Source organism: Streptomyces sp. NBC_00435, from assembly GCF_036014235.1.
Taxonomy (GTDB): Bacteria; Actinomycetota; Actinomycetes; order Streptomycetales; family Streptomycetaceae; genus Streptomyces.
The window spans coordinates 5,782,348-5,801,185 of the sequence record NZ_CP107924.1; the positions used below are offsets into that span (position 1 = coordinate 5,782,348).

The window sequence follows — 18,838 nt, forward strand, 5'->3', positions numbered from 1 at the left end:
TATGTCCAGGCGAACAGACAACCGCCACCGCGTGGCCACCCTCTGCCGCGAGGCCACGGGCCTCGCCCACCACACCTGCCTGAAGTGGGCCGCTGCCGGCCTGATCACCCGGCGCCAGCCGGTGCCGGACGCCGACGGCGCGGCGCAGCGGGCGTTCGAGGCGCAGATGGTCTACGCGCTGGCCAATGCCCTGCGGGACGACCAGCGGCCCGACAGCCTGCTCGGCTTCACGCGGGCCGAGCCGTACGCGGACGGTCTCGTGCTCGGCCTGCACCCGGCCCTGGCGGACCGGGTGCTCGGTACCCTCCTTCCCCACATGGACGAGGCGCTCGGGTGGGTCCGCGGCGTGCCGGGCCTACGGCTGACACCGCACGGTGGTGAATGGGTGTGCACGAGCGTCACAGGGGCGGCGATGGTCCGCCTGGTGCACCCGGATGCGGACTGGCGGCCCCGACTGCCGCCCCACGCCGACGGGGTGACCCAACTGTGGCGGCGCAACCGCCACCGCGCGCACCCGGCCGAGGCGGCGAGTCTGGAGGCCTGGTCCCACCGGGGGAGCGGTCCGGACTGGGCGCGGTCGCAGGACTGGCTGCTCAGCCGGATCCTTCGGCGCCCGCGACTGCTGGGCGTCACCTGCGCAGCGCACGGCTGGGCGAACACGTACACCCGCGGGGGTACGGACCTCGTCATCGAGTGGTGCTGCTCGGTGGAGACGGCCGAGCTGGCGGAGCGACTGCGCCGGAGTGGGCTCGTGCACCGGCCGCAGCACGTCGGCGAGGACGCGCGGGACCGGCCCGGATTCCCCGGGGAGATCGCGATGGGCGATGCGGTCGTCACCGTACGGCGCCAGTCCTGCCCGGTCGGCGGGGGCCTGGTCCGCGGGCGGGGGGTGGCCTGATGCTGGCAGCGGCATGCGTGACGGCCGCCGTGCTCGGGGTCGCCAAAGTAGTGCGGGACTGGCTGATCCTGCGGCAGGTGCGGGCCGCCATGGAGGCGTGCTCGCCCGCGGACCGGGTGCGGATCGGGATGCGGCTGGCAGGAGCCCTCGGGGGGCGGCCCGCCGAGGAGGGGCCGCCACCCGACCAGAATCCCGACCAGAATCCCTAGACCTCCACCATGACCTGGTCCAGGGATTTGCGGATCAGGTCGGGGACCTCGCAGTCGTCGGCGGGGTAGCCGATCGGGACGACCGCGAAGGCCTTCTCGTTCTCGGGGCGGTGCAGGACGTGGGAGAGGAAGCGCATCGGGCTCGGCGTGTGGATCAGGGCGGCCAGGCCGGACAGGTGGAGGGCGGACAGGAGCATGCCGACCGCGATGCCGACCGACTCGTCGACGTAGTAGTGCTTGTGCTTCGTACCGTCCTCCCCGAGCCAGTACCGCTGCTGGAAGACCACGATCAGCGCCGGGGCGTCGGTGAGGTGGGTCTTGACGGCGTCCGTGCCGATGGGGCGCAGGGCTGCGAGCCACTCGTCGCCGAGGCGGCCGTCGTAGGACAGCTGCTCCTCCTGCTCGGCGGCCGCACGGATCTGCTCGCGCACGGCCGGGTCCTTGACCAGGACGAAGGTCCACGGCTGCTGGTGCGCCCCGGAGGGCGCGGTCGCGGCGCACGCGATGGCGTCCCGTACCACCTGCTCGGGCACCGGGTCGGGGGAGAAGTGGCGTACGGTCCTGCGCTCGTCCATCCGCGTGCGCAACTCGGCGGCGCGCGCGAGGGATTCCTCGCCCGGCATCCGCTCGGGCCGGTAGGGGGCGGGGCGGTACGGCCGGCCGTGGATCGGGGTCCACTGCTGGGTATCGGGAGACATGGGGCGAGTCTGCCGAGGCACTGGTCCAGACCGCCAGACCCGCGCCGGCCCAATCCGGCCGGTGAGCGCCACCGAGTGTCCGCATACCGGTGACCGGCCGCGGGGGAGGCGGCTTGGTACGGTCCCGCCATGGGCGACTCGGGCAGGGACGGCATCTCGCTGCGGCACACCGCGCAGCTCTCCGCGGGGGAACTGCGCCGGGTGCGGGAGCTGCTCGACGGGGCCTTCGAAGGGGATTTCGGGGAGGCGGACTTCGAGCACGCGCTCGGCGGGATGCACGCGCTGGTGTACGAGGGCGGGGAGCTCGTCGCGCACGGGAGCGTCGTGCAGCGGCGGGTGGTGCACGCCGGGCGGGCGCTGCGCACCGGGTACGTGGAGGCCGTGGCCGTGCGGGCCGGCCGGCGGCGGTGCGGGCTCGGCGGGCGCGTGATGCGGTCGCTGGAGGGGGTCGTCTCGCGGGCCTACGTGCTGGGCGCGCTCAGTGCCTCCGCCGCCGGGGCCGCGCTGTACGCCGGGCGCGGCTGGCAGGTGTGGGGCGGGGAGATCGGGGTGCTCGGGCCCGCGGGGCCCGAGCGGCTCGCCGACGAGGAGGGGTCGACGTACGTGTGGGTGCCCGCCGGTGGGGTCCTTCCGGACCCCACCGGCGGGCCGCTCCACTTCGACTGGCGGAACGGGGACGTGCTCTAGCGGGTCAGGAGCCCGAGATGCTCGGCGCGCCCGTCTCGACGTGGCCCGTGTAGCGGCGCGACCAGGTGCCGTCGGAGTCGGCGAGGATCGTGAAGTCGTACCAGCCGTTGTTGTAGGCCACCACGTTGAAGTAGTCCTCGCGCGAGGAGTTCGCCGGGACGGTGTACGTCCACGGGCCGTCCGTGCGGTAGGCGTTGGGGCGGATGGTGAAGGTGACCGGCGAGGCGGAGGAGTTGGTCATCCTGAACCAGATCGCCGTCTTGCCGGTGCCCGGCTCCACCGCGAAGCGGGCCGCGACCTCGATCGACTTGCCGGCCTTCGAGGCGTCGCCGATGAAGCGGCGCAGGAAGCGGTTCGGCCCGTACATGGAGATGTCGTACTTGCCGGAGCCGCTGCCGGTGCCGATGTTGAAGTAGTCCGTCGAGGTGGCGCCGACGTCCACCGTGTACTGCCAGGCGGCGGTGTCCCGGTACTGGTGCGGGTGGATCGAGAAGTGCGCCGCCCGCTTCGCCTCGGTGCCGGCGTTCGTCATCGAGAACCAGGCCAGGATCTTGCCGGCCGCCCCGAACTCGAAGCGGTCCAGGTTGCCGTTGACCTGGTACGGAACGGCCCGCGCGGGCCGCGTCCCGGCCTCCTGCACCGGCTGCGCGTTGTCCTGCGGCACTGGGTTGGACAGCGGGCCGCACGTCGCCTGCCCGATGACCTTGGCCGTGGACGGCAGGCCCGCGGGCACCCCGTAGACCGGGTGCGCGAAGTCGAAGACGCCCGTCAGGTCGCCGGTCACCTTGCGGCGCCACGCGCTGATGTTCGGACACGTGGCCGGGGTGCCCAGGGCCGCCGTCCACGTCTCCATGAAGCGCAGGACGGAGGTGTGGTCGAAGACCTCCGAGCTCACCCAGCCGCCGCGGGTCCACGGGGACATCACGATCATCGGGACGCGGAAGCCGAGTCCGATCGGGGTGCCGTCGATGTACTCGCCGGGGGTGCCGGGCGGGGCGATCGGCGGCGGGACGTGGTCGAAGAATCCGTCGTTCTCGTCGTAGTTGAGGAACAGGACGGTGGAGTCGAAGACCTCGGGGTTGGCCGAGAGGGCGCGGTAGACCAGGTCCACGAAGTGCGCGCCGTCGCCGGGCGGGGCGTAGGGGTGCTCGGAGAAGGCCTCGTTCGCCACGACCCAGGAGACCTGGGGGAGGGTGCCGGCGACCACGTCCGCGCGGATGGCCGCGGCGATGTCGTCGGGGGTGGAGCCGGTGACCTTGGGGACCGAGCCCATGCCGCGGTCCCACAGGGGGTTGCCGGGGGCGGCGTCCGTGAACTTCTTGAAGTAGGCGAGCCCGTTGTCCCCGTAGTTGTCCTGGGCGTTCTGGTAGACCTTCCAGCTCATCCCGGCGCGCTGGAGGGCCTCCGCGTACGTCTCCCAGGTCAGCCCGGACTCGTCCCCGCCGTCCTTGCTGCCCGCGTCGACCTTGCCGCTCCACAGGAAGGTGCGGTTGGGGCCGGTCGCGCTCAGGGTCGAGCAGAAGTAGGCGTCGCAGATGGTGTAGTTGTCGGCGAGGCCGTAGTGGAACGGTATGTCGCCGCGGTCGAGGTAGCCGAGGGTGCGGGTGTTGCCGACGCCGGTGACGAAGTTGTCCATGCGGCCCTTGTTCCAGGCCGCGTGCTGCGAGGTCCAGCTGTGCGGGAGGTCCCCGTTGCACTGGGCCAGGGTCTCGCCGTCGACGCCGCCCACCGCGGGGGTGGAGCTCAGCTTCCACGGGTACTGGCGGCCGCCCCAGTTGGGCTGGTTGAACGTGCCCCAGCCGCCCGGGATGTTGCCGGCGGCGCGGTCGCCGAACCCGCGGACACCCTTCAGCCTGCCGAAGTAGTGGTCGAAGCTGCGGTTCTCCTGCATGAGGATCACCACGTGCTTCACATCGGTGATCGTGCCGGACGCCGCGGCGGCGGCCGCCGAGGTCGGCGTGATCGCGGGCAGGGCGGCGCCCGCCATCAGCCCGGCGCCGATTCCCACGAATCCTCTGCGGCTGATCGGTGTCACTGGCTACTCGCCTCCAACTCAAGTGCCCCGCTGGCACGTTGACGGCAAGAGTGGCGGTAGCCGCGCCAAAGGTCTACATCCGTGCGGTAAGAACTCGATGAACATCCGGGTGGCTGGATTCAGTGGTCGACCCGTACGAGCATCTTGCCGAGATTGTCCCCTCGGAGCATGCCCCGGAAGGCCTCCACCGTGTGATCGAATCCCTGTACAACGGTGGTGTCGGTACTTATCCGGCCACTGCGCAGGGACGGGACGAGGAGGTCCTCCAGCTCGTCCTGCAGATTGGTGTGATTGCGAACCAATACCCCTTCCAGCCGAAGCGACTTGTGTACGACCTCGAAGAGGTTGCGGGGCGCGGCGGGGGAGCGGTCGCCGTTGTACATCGAGATCCCGCCGACCCAGGCGATCCGCCCGTACTCGCGCAGCACGTCGATGGCGCCCTCCAGGTGGTCCCCGCCGACGTTGTCCACGTACACGTCGATCCCGTCGGGTGCGGCCTTCGCGAGCTGCTCGCCGACCGGCCCGTCGTGGTAGTCGAAGGCCGCGTCGAAGCCGAGGGCGCCGGTGAGGTGGCGCACCTTCGCCGAGGAACCGGCACTGCCGATGATCCGGCGGGCGCCGAGCAGCCGGGCGATGTGGCCGGTGGCCGTTCCGACCCCGCCCGCCGCGGCCGAGACGAAGAGGTCCTCGCCCTCGCGCAGGGCCGCGGTGCGGGTGAGGGCGGCGTACGCGGTCAGGCCGGTGCCGCCGAGGATGGAGAGGTACGCCTCCAGCGGTACGCCCTCGTGGCCGCGCAGCTTGCGGGTGCCGTCGACGCCCAGGGTGACGAGGGCGTGGGTGCGCCAGCCCGCACGGTGGAAGACCAGGTCGCCCTCCGCGAGGCCGGGGTCGCGGGAGGCGGTGACCCGGCCCACGGAGCGGCCCTCCAGCGGGGTGCCGAGCTCGAAGCCGCCCTCGCCGCCGTCCATCAGCCCGCGGTGGTACGGGTCCACGGAGAGCAGCAGGTTCTCCACCAGGGCCGTACCGGGCCGCGGCCGGGGGACGGGGGTCCGCACGTAGGCGAAGTCGGAGGCGGCGGGGAAGCCGGTCGGGCGGGCGATCTGGTGGACGGCGTGAGCGGCGTTCGTGGTCATGACGAGGACGCTAGGAGGGAATCGCGGGCCCGGGCAGGGGGTTGGGTTCATGGAAGTCGCGCATCCATGAATGACGCTCATAGGACGAGGTGAGGGCCCCCGTGGCCGAGCTGCTCCCGCAGGAACTGCGGATCCTGGTCGCCGTCGCCGAGGCCGGCGGGTTCACCGCCGCGGCCGCCGCCCTCGGCCTGACCCAGTCCGCGGTCTCGCACGCGGTGCGCGGCAGCGAGGCCAAGCTCGGCGCGGTGCTCTTCGAACGCGGCCGCACCGGCGCCTCCCCCACCCCGGCGGGGGAGCGGGCCGTCGGCCACGCCCGCCGGATCCTGCGGCTCTACGAGGTCATGGGCGCGGAGGCTCGCGGCGCGGGCCGGCCCGGGGACCCGGCGGAGCCGGCCGGGGTGGTGCGGATCGCCGCCTTCCGCAGCGCGGCCCTGCACCTGCTGCCGCCCGCCCTGGAACGGCTCACCGCCCGGCACCCCGGGGTCCGCCCGGAGGTGCGGGTGGTGCGCGAGCTCGGCGCCGGCACGGCCGGGGAGGTCGCCGCCGGCCGCGCGGACCTCGGCATCGCGACGCTGGGCGGCAGCCAGGGCCTGCCGCCCGGCCTGCTCAGCGGGGTGCTCGTGGAGGAGGCGTACGCCCTGGTCCACCCGGCCGGGCAGCCGGATCCTAAGGCGCTGCCCCTGCTGGACTGGGACGAGAACTGCGGCTCCTACACCCGGGCCTGGTGGCAGGAACAGGACTGGATCCCGCGGGCCACCGTCAAGGCGGAGGACGACGGGATGGTGTTGACCATGGTCGGGCGCGGGCTCGGCATGGCGATCCTTCCTGAGCTGTCGCTGCGGGAGGCGGGAGAGGCCGTCGAGATCACCGATCTGGGCCCTGCGAGGCCCGTGAGGCAGGTGGGATACGTCACCACCCCGGAAGCAGCCGCCAGTCTCGTAGTCAGGGCTCTGATCAGGGAACTTCGCTCCGCCGGGGCCTGAAGCGGAGCCATGCGCAGGGTCCGCCCGGGTGCTTGCGCGTCTCAGATAGTAGGAAGTCCGAGTAATTGCCGAGACATACAGCGGGAGCTGGCCTACTTTGTAGAAGCCGAACGTCTCGCCGATCCGGCGAATGGCGGTCGAGAGCGCGCGCCCCATGGCAGGCAACCCTTGCCGCGCACCGCTCCCCGCCTCTTCCGGCGCCTTGAAGGAACCCCTCATCCGTGGCCCCGCCACGCCGTGATCTCAAGGAGTCGATCACCATGACGCACACCCCCACCACCTCCACCCGCCGGCCCCGCCGCTCCGCCGCCGCCGACGCGGACCGCAAGAACGCCGCCGCCGCCCTGCAGCGCGCCCTGGACCGCCGTGACAACGGCGGCTCGACCGGCCACTGAGCACGACCCCGGCCGGGGCATATTGCGTCCACATGATGGACGCAATATGTCTGAGGGGTGGGACAAGGAGTACGGTTCCACCATGTCGACCAGCATCAATCTCGCAGTGATCCCCGGTGATGGCATCGGCCAGGAAGTCGTGGCTCAGGGCCTCAAGGTCCTTACCGCGGTCCTGCCCCAGGATGTGAAGCTGGAGACCAAGGAATACGACCTCGGCGCCCAGCGCTGGCACCGCACCGGTGAAACCCTCCCGGACGCGGAGCTCGAGGCCCTCAAGCACCACGACGCGATCCTGCTGGGCGCCATCGGCGACCCCTCGGTCCCGTCGGGCGTCCTGGAGCGCGGTCTGCTGCTGAAGCTCCGCTTCGCCTTCGACCACTTCATCAACCTGCGCCCGTCGAAGCTCTTCCCCAACACGGCCACCCCGCTCGCCGGCCGTCCGGAGATCGACTTCGTCGTGGTCCGCGAGGGCACCGAAGGCCCGTACACCGGCAACGGCGGCAGCCTGCGCACCGGCACCCCGGCCGAGGTGGCCACCGAGGTCAGCATCAACACGGCGTACGGCGTCGAGCGCGTGGTCCGCGACGCCTTCGAGCGGGCCAACGCCCGCCCGCGCAAGAAGCTGACCCTGGTCCACAAGAACAACGTCCTCGTGTACGCCGGCCACCTGTGGAAGAACACCTTCGACAAGGTCGGCCAGGAGTACCCCGAGGTCAGCACCGACTACCTGCACGTCGACGCCGCGACGATCTTCTTCGTCACCCAGCCCGAGCGCTTCGACGTCATCGTCACGGACAACCTCTTCGGTGACATCCTCACCGACCTGGCCGCCGCCGTGACCGGCGGAATCGGCCTGGCCGCCTCCGGGAACATCAACCCGACCGGCGCCTTCCCGTCCATGTTCGAGCCCGTCCACGGCTCGGCCCCGGACATCGCCGGCACCGGCAAGGCCGACCCGACCGCGACGATCCTCTCGGTCGCCCTCCTGTTGCGCCACCTCGGCTACGAGGACCAGGCCGTCCGCATCGAGGAGGCGGTCTCCGCCGACCTGGCCGAGCGCGACGGCACCTTCCGCTCCACCGACGCGATCGGCGACGCCCTCGCCGCGCGAGTAGCCGGCTGACCCGGCTGCCCCCTCCAGGAAGCCGCCGGGTCGCGACCACCGCACCCGGCGGCTTTTCCTGTGCGGCCCCGGGTGCCACCATCTCCCCTGGGCCGCATTCCCCCCGTTTCACCGAAGCCCCCTCCCGCGCGATAATCGAACGCGAGGCCGCGGAATACGGGGAAGCTCGGACGTCCTAGTACGCCGTGAGCGCGGTCCGCCACACACAACCGGTGAAGGACAAGCACTCATGACGACGACGCCCACGATCGAGCTGAAGCCCTCCTCGAACCCCCTGTCCGCCGCGGAGCGCGACGCGATCCTGGCGAGCCCCGGCTTCGGCCGCCACTTCACCGACCACATGGTGACGGTCAAGTGGACCGAGGGCCGCGGCTGGCACGACGCGGAGCTGGTCCCGTACGCGCCGCTGTCGATGGACCCGGCGAACATGACCCTGCACTACGCGCAGACGATCTTCGAGGGTCTCAAGGCCTACAAGCAGCCCGACGGCACCGTCGCGACCTTCCGCCCGCAGGCCAACGCCGAGCGCTTCCAGTCCTCCGCCCGCCGCATGGCGATGCCGGAGCTGCCGACCGAGCTGTTCATCGCCGCCTGCGACGCGCTGATCAAGCAGGACCGCGCCTGGGTGCCGGACTCCGGTGAGGCCTCGCTGTACCTGCGCCCGTTCATGTTCGCCTCCGAGGTCGGGCTCGGTGTCCGCCCGGCCAACGAGTTCCTCTTCATCGTCATCGCCTCGCCCGCCGGCGCGTACTTCCCCGGCGGCGTCAAGCCCGTCTCCGTCTGGCTCTCCGAGGAGTACGTCCGCGCCGCCAAGGGCGGCACCGGCGCCGCCAAGACCGGCGGCAACTACGCCGCCTCGCTCGTCGCGCAGGCCCAGGCCGCCGAGCACGGCTGCGATCAGGTGGTCTGGCTCGACGCGGTCGAGCACCGCTGGATCGAGGAGATGGGCGGGATGAACCTGTACTTCGTGTACGGCCAGAAGGACGGGGCACAGCGCATCGTCACCCCCGAGCTCACCGGCTCACTCCTTCCGGGCATCACCCGCGACTCCCTCCTCACCATCGCCCGCGACCTCGGCTACACCGCCGAAGAGGGCCGGATCACCACCGAGGACTGGAAGCGCGACAACGAGAACGGCACCCTGACCGAGGTCTTCGCCTGCGGGACCGCCGCCGTGATCACCCCGGTCGGCTCCGTCAAGTCCGAGCGCGCCAACTGGACCCAGGGCGACGGCCAGCCCGGCGAGGTCACCATGAAGCTCCGCAAGGCGCTCCTGGACCTCCAGACCGGCCACACCGCCGACACCCACGGCTGGATGCACCCGCTGGGCTGAGGTCGGCGAGCCCGTACGCATGAAGGCCCGCGCCCCTGCAGGGGCGCGGGCCTTCATGCGTACGGGGAAGCGGAAGTCCTACGCGGCGACCGGCTCCTCGGCGGGGGCGGGCGCCGGGGCGGGGGCGGTGCGGGTGGTCAGGGCCGTGTAGACCAGGCCGCCGGCCAGGCCGGAGAGGACGAAGGAGCAGTCCACGCCGCCGGTCAGGGCCAGCAGCGGGCCCTCGTAGAACGGGGTGGTCACGGCGAGCAGACCTACGCCCGCGCCGACCGCCCAGGAGAGGGTGGCCCGCAGGTTCCAGCCGCCGCGGTACCAGTAGACGCCGCCCCTGGAGCGGCGGTTGAACACCTGGAGGGCGTCGGCGTCGTAGTGGCCGCGGCAGCGGACGTACCCGATCAGGGTGATCACGGCCCACGGGGTGCCGATCGCGGTCAGCAGCAGGACGAACGAGGTCATCGCGGACTGGACGTCCCACTCGAAGGAGCCGACGAACACGAAGGCGGTGGCCACGGCCGCGGCGATCACGGTGGCGGTGGTGCGGGTGGCCCTCGGGACGATGGCGTCGAGGTCCAGGCCCATGGAGTAGAGCATCAGCCCGGCGTTGCCGACCGAGCCGGCGGCCGCGGCGGCGAGCAGCGGGACCAGGTACCAGAAGGGCGCGGCGTCGACGAGCGGTCCGGCGTACTCGGCGCCGGCCCCGGCGGCGAGCGCGGTGTAGGTGCCGAAGAGCTGCGGGATCAGCAGCCCGACGAGCAGGCCCAGCCCGGTGGAGCGGAGCACCTTGCGGGGGCTGTGCCGGTGGGGGGAGATGTAGCGGGTGTAGTCCCCGAGCAGGGTGATGAAGGCGACGGGGCCGCTGAGTCCGGCGGCGACGGCGGCGAGCAGCCAGGTCGGCCAGAAGGAGCCCAGCAGGTACGAGGTCTCCGGCGGGGCGGCGGTGGTGAAGTCGGGGGCGTAGGCGAACACGCCGATCGCCAGCAGGACCACCATGCCGATGGAGAGCACCTTGCTCATGCGCAGCAGCAGCCGGTAGCCGAAGACGGCTCCGACGACGGTACAGGCGGCGAGCACCCCGTACATCACGGCCCGGGAGACGCCCGTGTCGGGCAGTCCGGTGAGCCGGGACAGGGCGCCGACCATCACGTCGCCGCCTATCCACAGGGTCAGTGCGGTGTAGCCGAGGGAGAGCAGCAGCCCGACCACCGAGCCGACGAGCCGGCCGCGCACGCCGAACTGGGCGCCGCTGGAGGTGGAGAGGTTGGTGGCCGTGCGCAGGGATACGAGCGCGAGCGGCGCGGTGAAGGCGATGCCGACGAGGGTGCCGGTCACGATGGCGGTGACCGACGGCCACAGCCCCAGTCCGAAGGACGGGGGCAGCCAGCCGAAGACGATCACACCGAGGCAGAGGTTGGAACCGAGGAGGATCGAGATCAGGTCACGGGGACCGCTCGTCCGCTCCTCCTCCGGGATGGTGTCGACTCCGCGCTGTTCGATGGGCATGGGGGGACTCCCTTGGCAGGGCGGCGGGTGGCGATGCATTGTTTGAGCGACACTCAATGTGACCTAAGCCCAGGTCTCAGGTCAATGCTTCATTGCAGAGAAATGAAGAGTTAGAGTGATGCTCTAACCCATCGACTCAAAGGGTGGTGGATCGGCGTGCGGCTGACCCCTACGGAGCGCGACCGGCTGCTGCTCCGCAGCGCTGCGGAACTGGCCAGGGCCCGGCGGGCCCGCGGACTCAAGCTCAACGTCCCGGAGGCCACCGCGCTCATCGCGGACACGGTCTGCGAGGCCGCGCGCGACGGCAAGCGGCTGGCGGAGGCCATCGAGGAGGCCCGCTGCGTGCTGGGTCCCGACGACGTCCTGGCGGGCGTCAGCGACGTGGTCACCGAGGTGCACGTGGAGGCCGTCTTCGACGACGGATCCCGCCTCGCGGTGGTCTCGTCCCCGATCCGGGGAGCCGTCGGCCTGGGCGAGGACGCCCCGGGCGCGGTCGTGCCCGGACCCGGCGCCCCCCAGCCGGAGCCCACCGTGCACCTGCACGTGCGCAACACCGCCCCCGTGCCGGTCAGCGTCACCTCTCACTTCCACTTCTTCGAGTCGAACCCGCGCCTCGACTTCGACCGCGCCGCGGCGTACGGCATGCGGCTGTGTGTCCCGGCGGGCTCGTCCGTACGGTTCGACCCGCACGGCGAGGGTGAGGTCGGCCTGGTCCCCATCGGCGGGGACCGCATCGCGATCGGCTTCGCGGGCCTCGTGGACGGACCGCTGGACGCCCCGGGCGCCAAGTCCCTCGCGCTGGAGCGGGCGGCGGCCTGCGGCTACCTGGGCGCCGCCCGGGACGGCGGGGCTCCGGCCTCCCCGACTGCCCAGGCTCCCCCGTTCACCCCCGCGGGCCCGGCCGTCCAGGCCGGTGCCGAGGACCGCCCGGAAGGGACGACCGCATGAGCCGGCAGACCCCCCACACCGACCACAGCGCGCACTGCGCCCCCGGCAGCCGGCACATCGACCCGCACGAGTACGCCTCCGTCTTCGGCCCCCGCGCCGGGGACCGGGTCCGCCTCGGGGACTCCGGGCTCACGGTCCGGGTGGAGTCCGATTCGCAGCAGCCCGGGGACGAGTTCCTGGCCGGGTTCGGCAAGACGGCCCGCGACGGACTGCACCTGAAGGCCGCCGCCGTCCGTGACACCTGCGACGTGGTGATCAGCAACGTGCTGGTCATCGACGCCGTCCTGGGCATCCGCAAGACCAGCATCGGTATCCGCGAGGGCCGTATCCACGCGATCGGCCGGGCCGGCAACCCCGACACCCTCGACGGGGTCGAGGTGGTCGTCGGCACGGGCACGAGCATCGTCTCCGGCGAGGGCATGATCGCCACCGCCGGCGCCGTCGACACCCACGTGCACCTGCTGTCCCCGCGGATCATGGAGGCCTCGCTCGCCGCGGGCGTCACCACGATCATCGGCCAGGAGTTCGGCCCCGTCTGGGGTGTGGGCGTCAACTCCCCGTGGGCGCTGAAACACGCCTTCAACGCCTTCGACGCCTGGCCCGTCAACATCGGCTTCCTGGCCCGCGGCTCCTCCTCGGACCCGGCCCCGCTCATCGAGGCCCTCGCCGAGGGAGGCGCCTGCGGCTTCAAGGTCCACGAGGACATGGGCGCGCACACCCGCGCCCTGGACACCGCCCTGCGCGTGGCCGAGGAACACGACGTGCAAGTCGCCCTGCACAGTGACGGGTTGAACGAGTGCCTGTCGGTCGAGGACACCCTGCGGGTCCTGGACGGCCGCACCATCCACGCCTTCCACATCGAGGGCTGCGGCGGCGGCCACGTCCCCAACGTCCTGAAGATGGCCGGAGTACCGAACGTCATCGGCTCCTCCACCAACCCCACCCTGCCCTTCGGCCGCGACGCGGTCGCCGAGCACTACGGCATGATCGTCTCCGTCCACGACCTCAAGCCGGACCTGCCCGGCGACGCGGCCATGGCCCGCGACCGCATCCGAGCCGGCACCATGGGCGCCGAGGACGTGCTGCACGACCTCGGCGCGATCGGCATCACCTCCTCCGACGCCCAGGGCATGGGCCGCGCCGGCGAGACCATCCGCCGCACCTTCGCCATGGCCGCCAAGATGAAGGCCGAGCTCGGCCCCCTGGACGGCGACGGCGAGGGCGACGACAACGCCCGCGTGCTGCGCTACATGGCCAAGCTGACCATCAACCCGGCCATCGCCCACGGCCTCGCCCACGAGATCGGCTCCATCGAAGTCGGCAAACTCGCCGACATCGTGCTGTGGCGCCCACAGTTCTTCGGCGCCAAACCACAGCTCGTCCTGAAGTCGGGCTTCCCCGCCTACGGGGTCACCGGCGACCCCAACGCCGCCACCGACACCTGCGAACCACTGGTCCTCGGACCACAGTTCGGCTCCTACGGAGCCACCCCGGCCGACATCTCCGTCGCCTTCGTCTCGGCCGCCGCGGCGGCACTGGGCAGCGACGAGATGCCGACACGCAGGCGCCGGGTAGCCGTCCGCGGCACCCGGGGCATCGGGCCCGGGAACCTCCTGCTCAACTCCCGGGTGGGCGCGGTCGATGTGGACGCGCGCAGCGGCCTCGTCTCCCTCGACGGGGAACCGCTGCGCTCCGAAGCCGCCGACTCGGTCTCCCTCAACCGCCTGTACTTCCTGTAAGTCAGCACATCCTTTAAGGACCTCCTGCCATGACTGCGAAGCCCGTGAACGACGGATTCCGGATGCCTGCCGAGTGGACGCCCCACGAGCGCACCTGGATGGCCTGGCCCAGCCCGAACCCCACCTTCACCAACGAGCAGGAGCTCGCCGAGGCCCGCGAGGCCTGGGGCGCCGTGGCCCGCGCCGTGCGCACGTACGAGCCCGTGACCCTCGTCGTGTCGCCCGGAGACGCCGAGAGCGCCCGCGCGGTCGTGGGCGAGGACGTCGAGCTGGTCGAGCGCGAGCTCGACGACGCCTGGATGCGCGACATCGGCCCGACCTTCGTCACCAACGACGCCGGCGAGCTGGCCGCCGTCGACTGGACCTTCAACGGCTGGGGCGCCCAGGAGTGGGCCCGCTGGGACCACGACTCGAAGATCGCCCGCGCCGTCTCGGACCTCGCCGGGACCCGTACGTACAGCACCCCGCTGGTCAACGAGGGTGGCGCCATCCACGTCGACGGAGAGGGCACCGTACTCCTCACCGACACCGTGCAGCTGGGCAAGGGCCGCAACCCCGACTGGACCCGCGAGCAGGTCGAGGCCGAGATCCACGCCCACCTGGGCACCACGAAGGCCATCTGGCTCCCGTACGGCCTGGCCGGCGACTACGGAACCTACGGCACCCAGGGCCACGTCGACATCGTCGCGGCCTTCGCCCGCCCCGGCGTGGTCATGGTCCACAGCCAGCCCGACCCGGCCCACCCGGACCACGAGCGCGGCAAGACCATCGCCGCCATCCTGCGCGCGTCCACCGACGCGCGGGGCCGGCAGCTGGAGGTCGTGGAGATCCCGGCGCCGACCGTGCTGGAAGAGGACGGGGAGTGGGTCGACTACTCCTACATCAACCACTACCTGTGCAACGGCGGCGTGGTCCTGTGCGCCTTCGACGACCCGCGCGACGAGGAGGCGGCCGAGATCTTCCGGGGTCTCTTCCCCGAGCGGACCGTGACGCTCGTCGACGCACGTACGATTTTCGCCGGGGGTGGCGGTATCCACTGCATCACCCAGCAGCAGCCGAAGGTCTGACCTCCAGGGCAGAGCTCGGACCCGAACGAGGAGTGGGCCATGGTGGCGGGTGAGGTACGTGCCGCGCGCAAGAACGCGCCGCCGCGCGAGGACGTACTGGTCGCCGCCATGGCCACCATCGCCGAACGTGGCCTCGACGGCCTGACCATGGCCGGCCTGGGCCGCCAGGTCGGCATGAGCAGCGGCCACCTCCTCTACTACTTCGGCACCAAGGACGAGCTCCTGCTGCGGACCCTGGAATGGAGCGAGGCGGCACTGGGCACCCGGCGCCGGGCCCTGCTGTCCCGCCGCGGCCCGGCGCGCGAGCGCCTGGGGGCGTACGTGGACCTGTACGTGCCCGAGGGCGCCCGGGACCCGCACTGGACGCTGTGGCTCGAGGTCTGGAACCGCTCGCAGAACGCCGGACCGGGGGAGCGGGACCGCCAGGGGGCCATCGAAGGCGCCTGGCACCGCGACCTGGTGGCCCTGCTCGCCGAAGGCATCTCGCGCGGAGAGTTCCGCGCGGTCGACCCGGACCGCTTCGCGGCCCGGCTGCGCGCCCTGCTCGACGGGTTCAGCATCCAGGTCGCCGTCGGCCTGCCCGGGATAGGACGGGGCGACATCCTGGCCCACGTCTCGGAATTCCTCGACGAGGCGCTCGTATCGTGAGATGTGCGTCCACGTGTGCGGTCGCCTGTGGCACACTGCCAGCGTGCCTGCTCAGCTCATGATTATGGACAGCAGCGCGCCGGTCCCCAGTGGCCGCTGAGCCGCGGAAGAACTTCGCGGAGGCGGCCACCGTGCCCCAGACCCGCGCGCAGACCTCTCGCACCCGCGAGAGGTTTTTTCGTTTTCCGGCCCCATCCTGCCGGGAGCGGGCAGCGCGCGATGATGGGGGCAGTGGCGGCGGCCAGCCCTTGGGCGGGTATCCGGAATCCACTCATCCGACAGGAGCCAGATCAGCATGACGACGACAGAGGCGACCGATCCGACTGCGCCGGCTCCGGGCCCCGACGACGGCTTCCACGTTTTCGACACGACCCTGCGCGACGGCGCCCAGCGCGAGGGCATCAACCTCACGGTCGCGGACAAGCTGACGATCGCCCGGCACCTGGACGACTTCGGGGTGGGGTTCATCGAGGGCGGCTGGCCCGGCGCCAACCCCCGCGACACGGAGTTCTTCTCCCGGGCCCGCGCGGAGATCGACTTCAAGCACGCCCAGCTCGTGGCCTTCGGCGCGACCCGCAGGGCCGGCGGCTCGGCCGCCACCGACCCGCAGGTCCGCGCGCTGCTGGAATCCGGCGCCCCGGTGATCACGCTCGTCGCCAAGTCCCACGACCGGCACGTCGAGCTCGCGCTGCGCACCACCCTCGACGAGAACCTGGAGATGGTCCGCGACACCGTCGCCCACCTGGTCGCCCAGGGCCGTCGGGTCTTCGTCGACTGCGAGCACTTCTTCGACGGCTACCGCGCCAACGCCGAGTACGCGAAGTCCGTCGTGCGCACCGCCCACGAGGCCGGCGCCGACGTCGTCGTCCTGTGCGACACCAACGGCGGCATGCTCCCCGCCCAGATCACCGCGACCGTGGCGACCGTACTCGCCGACACCGGCGCCCGGCTGGGCATCCACGCCCAGGACGACACCGGCTGCGCCGTCGCCAACACCCTGGCCGCCGTGGACGCGGGCGCCACCCACGTCCAGTGCACCGCGAACGGCTACGGCGAGCGGGTCGGCAACGCCAACCTCTTCCCGGTCGTCGCCGCGCTGGAGATCAAGTACGGCCGTACGGTCCTGCCGGCGGGCGCGCTCGCCGAGATGACCCGGATCTCGCACGCCATCGCGGAGGTCGTGAACCTCACCCCCTCCACGCACCAGCCCTACGTCGGCGTCTCCGCCTTCGCGCACAAGGCGGGTCTGCACGCCTCGGCCATCAAGGTCGACCCGGACCTCTACCAGCACATCGACCCCGAGCGGGTCGGCAACACCATGCGGATGCTGGTCTCCGACATGGCCGGCCGGGCCTCCATCGAGCTCAAGGGCAAGGAGCTCGGCGTCGACCTCGGCGGGGACCGCGCGCTGGTCTCGCGGGTGGTGGAGCGGGTCAAGGAACGCGAGCTCCAGGGCTACACGTACGAGGCCGCCGACGCCTCCTTCGAGCTGCTGCTGCGGGCCGAGGCGGAGGGCCGGGCCCGCAAATACTTCCGTACCGAGTCCTGGCGGGCCATCGTCGAGGACCGCCCCGACGGCACGCACGCCAACGAGGCCACGGTGAAGCTGTGGGCCAAGGGTGAGCGGATCGTCGCGACGGCGGAGGGCAACGGCCCGGTCAACGCCCTGGACCGCGCGCTGCGGGTGGCGCTGGAGCGGTTCTACCCCCAGCTGGCGAAGTTCGAGCTGATCGACTACAAGGTCCGCATCCTGGAGGGCAAGCACGGTACGGAGTCCACGACCCGGGTGCTGGTCACCACGACGGACGGCACCCGCGAGTGGAACACGGTCGGCGTCGCCCCGAATGTGATCGCGGCGTCCTGGCAGGCCCTGGAGGACGCCTTCACCTTCGGGCTCCTGCACGCGGGAGTCGAGCCGGCGGAGTAGATTCCGGCGCCGCGATCGCTCCCGCCTCAGCAGGCGTCGCGCAGGTACCCGCGGAAGCGGTCGCGGCTCATGGATGTCCCTTATGTTCTGCTCACACAGGAAACACCCGGTTCAGGTAGCGTCGTCAGTATGAGGACCAGGCTTATATCCGCACCCTTTGGATCGCTGCTGGCCGGTCTGCTGCTGGCCCTGTCCGGGACCGCGCTCCTGGTCGCCCCGCAGGCATCGGCGGCCACCGGAACCACCACCGTGGCGGAGGCCCTCAAGAAGGGCCCGGTCTACGTCGACCCCCGCGCCGAGGCGCAGCTGCCGCCCGCGCAGGCCGAGGCGCTCGCGAAGAAGATCAAGGACGCCGGGAAGCCGGTGTTCGTGGCCGTACTGCCGGCCACCGCCGAGTTCCCCGCCGCGAGCGTGCTCAAGACGATCCGCACGGAGACCGGCATCACCGGGCTCTACGCGATCCGGCTCGGCGACGGCTTCAACGCCGGCGCCGACAGGGCCGTCATGCCGAGCAACGCGGTCCGCAACCTGGTGGACGCCGTGAAGGCGGGCGGCCCGGTCGACGCGAGCGCCGAGCTCAACAACTTCGTGGACCAGGCGCTCGCCCAGGCCAAGGGCAAGGCCCCGGCCTCCTGGGGCGGCGCGGCGGCCGACGGCGGGGCCCCGGTCGGCGCCCTGATCGGCCTCGGTGCGGTGGCCGTCATCGGCGGCGGCGGTGCGTACGCGCTGGTCAAGCGCAACCGCAAGAAGAAGGAAGAGCTCCGCCGGGAGTCCATCGCGCGGCTGAGCGTGGTCGTCGACGAGGACATCACGGCCTTCGGCGAGGAGCTGGAGCGCCTCGACTTCCACCCGGGCGAGCCCGGGGCCGACGACGCCATGCGCACGGACTACGAGCAGGGCCTCGACTCGTACGAGAAGGCCAAGCAGATCATGGCCTCCGTGCAGCATCCCGAAGAGGTCAAGGGGGTCACCCAGGCGCTGGAGGACGGCCGCTACGCCCTGGCACGCCTCGACGCGCGCCGGGAGGGCCGGCCGCTGCCCGAGCGCCGCGCGCCCTGCTTCTTCGACCCGCGCCACGGGCCGAGCACCGAGGACGCGGCCTGGGCCCCGGCGGGCGGCGCCGCACGTACCGTCCCGGTCTGCGCGGCGGACGCCGTACGGCTGCGCGACGGGCAGGACCCGGCGGTCCGCACGGTCGACACCGAGCACGGTCCGCGCCCCTACTACGACGCCGGCCCGGCGTACGGTCCCTGGGCCGGCGGCTACTTCGGCGGCGGCATGCTGCCCGGCCTGCTGATGGGCACGATGCTCGGTTCGATGATGTCCAGTCCGGCCTACGCCTCCGACTTCGGCGGCGGCAACGGATTCGACGGTGGTGGCTTCGGCGGGGGCGACGTCTCCGGAGCGGACTTCAACCCGTCCGACTTCGACGGTGGTGGCTTCGGCGGCGGGGACTTCGGTGGTGGTGGGGGCTTCGACGGCGGCGGTGGCTTCGGTGGGGGTGACTTCTGAGCC

The 18,838-nt window shown here is 71.8% G+C and carries 17 protein-coding genes; 13 read left to right on the top strand and 4 right to left on the bottom strand.

The features are described from left to right. Nucleotide 1 precedes the first annotated feature (1 nt). Together OG389_RS26635 and OG389_RS26640 are read left to right on the top strand one after the other, a co-directional pair. Entirely contained in the window at nucleotides 2-898 is an 897-nt protein-coding gene (locus OG389_RS26635; RefSeq protein WP_328300972.1) for a hypothetical protein, read from the top strand. Then, nucleotides 898-1,107, top strand: coding sequence for a hypothetical protein (locus tag OG389_RS26640; RefSeq protein WP_328300973.1), 210 nt, complete (start codon nucleotides 898-900; stop codon nucleotides 1,105-1,107). The genes OG389_RS26635 and OG389_RS26640 overlap by 1 nt, the downstream gene beginning before the upstream one ends. Here OG389_RS26640 and OG389_RS26645 read toward each other — a convergent pair. Then, nucleotides 1,104-1,805, bottom strand: coding sequence for a nitroreductase family protein (locus OG389_RS26645; RefSeq protein ID WP_328300974.1), 702 nt, complete (start codon nucleotides 1,803-1,805; stop codon nucleotides 1,104-1,106). The two genes, OG389_RS26640 and OG389_RS26645, sit on opposite strands and share 4 nt — an antisense overlap. Before the next feature lie 129 nt (nucleotides 1,806-1,934). Here OG389_RS26645 and OG389_RS26650 point away from each other — a divergent pair, with 129 nt between their 5' ends. Next, the gene (locus tag OG389_RS26650) at nucleotides 1,935-2,492 is read left to right on the top strand and encodes a GNAT family N-acetyltransferase (RefSeq protein ID WP_328300975.1); all 558 of its coding nucleotides are present in this window, start codon (nucleotides 1,935-1,937) and stop codon (nucleotides 2,490-2,492) included. Between the two features lie 4 nt (nucleotides 2,493-2,496). Here OG389_RS26650 and OG389_RS26655 read toward each other — a convergent pair whose 3' ends face one another. Continuing rightward, nucleotides 2,497-4,527 (bottom strand): phosphocholine-specific phospholipase C, encoded by a 2,031-nt coding sequence (locus OG389_RS26655; RefSeq protein WP_328300976.1) that lies wholly within the window; start codon nucleotides 4,525-4,527, stop codon nucleotides 2,497-2,499. Between the two features lie 119 nt (nucleotides 4,528-4,646). Continuing rightward, nucleotides 4,647-5,660, bottom strand: coding sequence for an NADP-dependent oxidoreductase (locus tag OG389_RS26660; protein ID WP_328300977.1), 1,014 nt, complete (start codon nucleotides 5,658-5,660; stop codon nucleotides 4,647-4,649). Between the two features lie 101 nt (nucleotides 5,661-5,761). Here OG389_RS26660 and OG389_RS26665 point away from each other — a divergent pair, with 101 nt between their 5' ends. The 4 genes from OG389_RS26665 to OG389_RS26680 all read left to right on the top strand — a co-directional run bounded on the left by OG389_RS26665 (nucleotide 5,762) and on the right by OG389_RS26680 (nucleotide 9,494). Continuing rightward, the gene (locus OG389_RS26665; protein WP_328300978.1) at nucleotides 5,762-6,643 is read left to right on the top strand and encodes a LysR family transcriptional regulator; all 882 of its coding nucleotides are present in this window, start codon (nucleotides 5,762-5,764) and stop codon (nucleotides 6,641-6,643) included. A 260-nt stretch (nucleotides 6,644-6,903) separates the two neighbouring features. Continuing rightward, nucleotides 6,904-7,038 (top strand): hypothetical protein, encoded by a 135-nt coding sequence (locus OG389_RS26670; protein ID WP_328300979.1) that lies wholly within the window; start codon nucleotides 6,904-6,906, stop codon nucleotides 7,036-7,038. A gap of 82 nt (nucleotides 7,039-7,120) precedes the next feature. Next, entirely contained in the window at nucleotides 7,121-8,161 is a 1,041-nt protein-coding gene (locus OG389_RS26675; RefSeq protein ID WP_328300980.1) for a 3-isopropylmalate dehydrogenase, read from the top strand. A gap of 229 nt (nucleotides 8,162-8,390) precedes the next feature. After that, nucleotides 8,391-9,494 carry a branched-chain amino acid aminotransferase gene (locus OG389_RS26680; protein WP_328300981.1) on the top strand — a complete coding sequence of 368 codons (1,104 nt, stop codon included), beginning with the start codon at nucleotides 8,391-8,393 and terminating at the stop codon, nucleotides 9,492-9,494. A gap of 78 nt (nucleotides 9,495-9,572) precedes the next feature. Here OG389_RS26680 and OG389_RS26685 read toward each other — a convergent pair whose 3' ends face one another. Beyond that, entirely contained in the window at nucleotides 9,573-10,994 is a 1,422-nt protein-coding gene (locus OG389_RS26685; RefSeq protein WP_328300982.1) for a cytosine permease, read from the bottom strand. 156 nt (nucleotides 10,995-11,150) lie between these two features. Here OG389_RS26685 and ureA point away from each other — a divergent pair, with 156 nt between their 5' ends. The 6 genes from ureA to OG389_RS26715 all read left to right on the top strand — a co-directional run bounded on the left by ureA (nucleotide 11,151) and on the right by OG389_RS26715 (nucleotide 18,835). After that, nucleotides 11,151-11,942 (top strand): urease subunit gamma, encoded by a 792-nt coding sequence (gene ureA / locus OG389_RS26690; RefSeq protein ID WP_328300983.1) that lies wholly within the window; start codon nucleotides 11,151-11,153, stop codon nucleotides 11,940-11,942. Beyond that, nucleotides 11,939-13,681, top strand: a complete 1,743-nt coding sequence (locus OG389_RS26695) for an urease subunit alpha (protein WP_328300984.1) — start codon at nucleotides 11,939-11,941, stop codon at nucleotides 13,679-13,681. Before ureA ends, OG389_RS26695 begins: the two co-directional genes overlap by 4 nt. A 29-nt stretch (nucleotides 13,682-13,710) precedes the next feature. After that, nucleotides 13,711-14,748 carry an agmatine deiminase family protein gene (locus tag OG389_RS26700; RefSeq protein ID WP_328300985.1) on the top strand — a complete coding sequence of 346 codons (1,038 nt, stop codon included), beginning with the start codon at nucleotides 13,711-13,713 and terminating at the stop codon, nucleotides 14,746-14,748. A gap of 39 nt (nucleotides 14,749-14,787) precedes the next feature. Beyond that, complete coding sequence (locus OG389_RS26705; RefSeq protein ID WP_328300986.1) at nucleotides 14,788-15,396, top strand: TetR/AcrR family transcriptional regulator; 609 nt, start codon at nucleotides 14,788-14,790, stop codon at nucleotides 15,394-15,396. 295 nt (nucleotides 15,397-15,691) lie between these two features. Beyond that, nucleotides 15,692-17,323 carry a citramalate synthase gene (gene cimA / locus OG389_RS26710; RefSeq protein ID WP_328300987.1) on the top strand — a complete coding sequence of 544 codons (1,632 nt, stop codon included), beginning with the start codon at nucleotides 15,692-15,694 and terminating at the stop codon, nucleotides 17,321-17,323. A 129-nt stretch (nucleotides 17,324-17,452) separates the two neighbouring features. After that, entirely contained in the window at nucleotides 17,453-18,835 is a 1,383-nt protein-coding gene (locus tag OG389_RS26715; RefSeq protein ID WP_328300988.1) for a hypothetical protein, read from the top strand. Nucleotides 18,836-18,838: the final 3 nt, after the last annotated feature.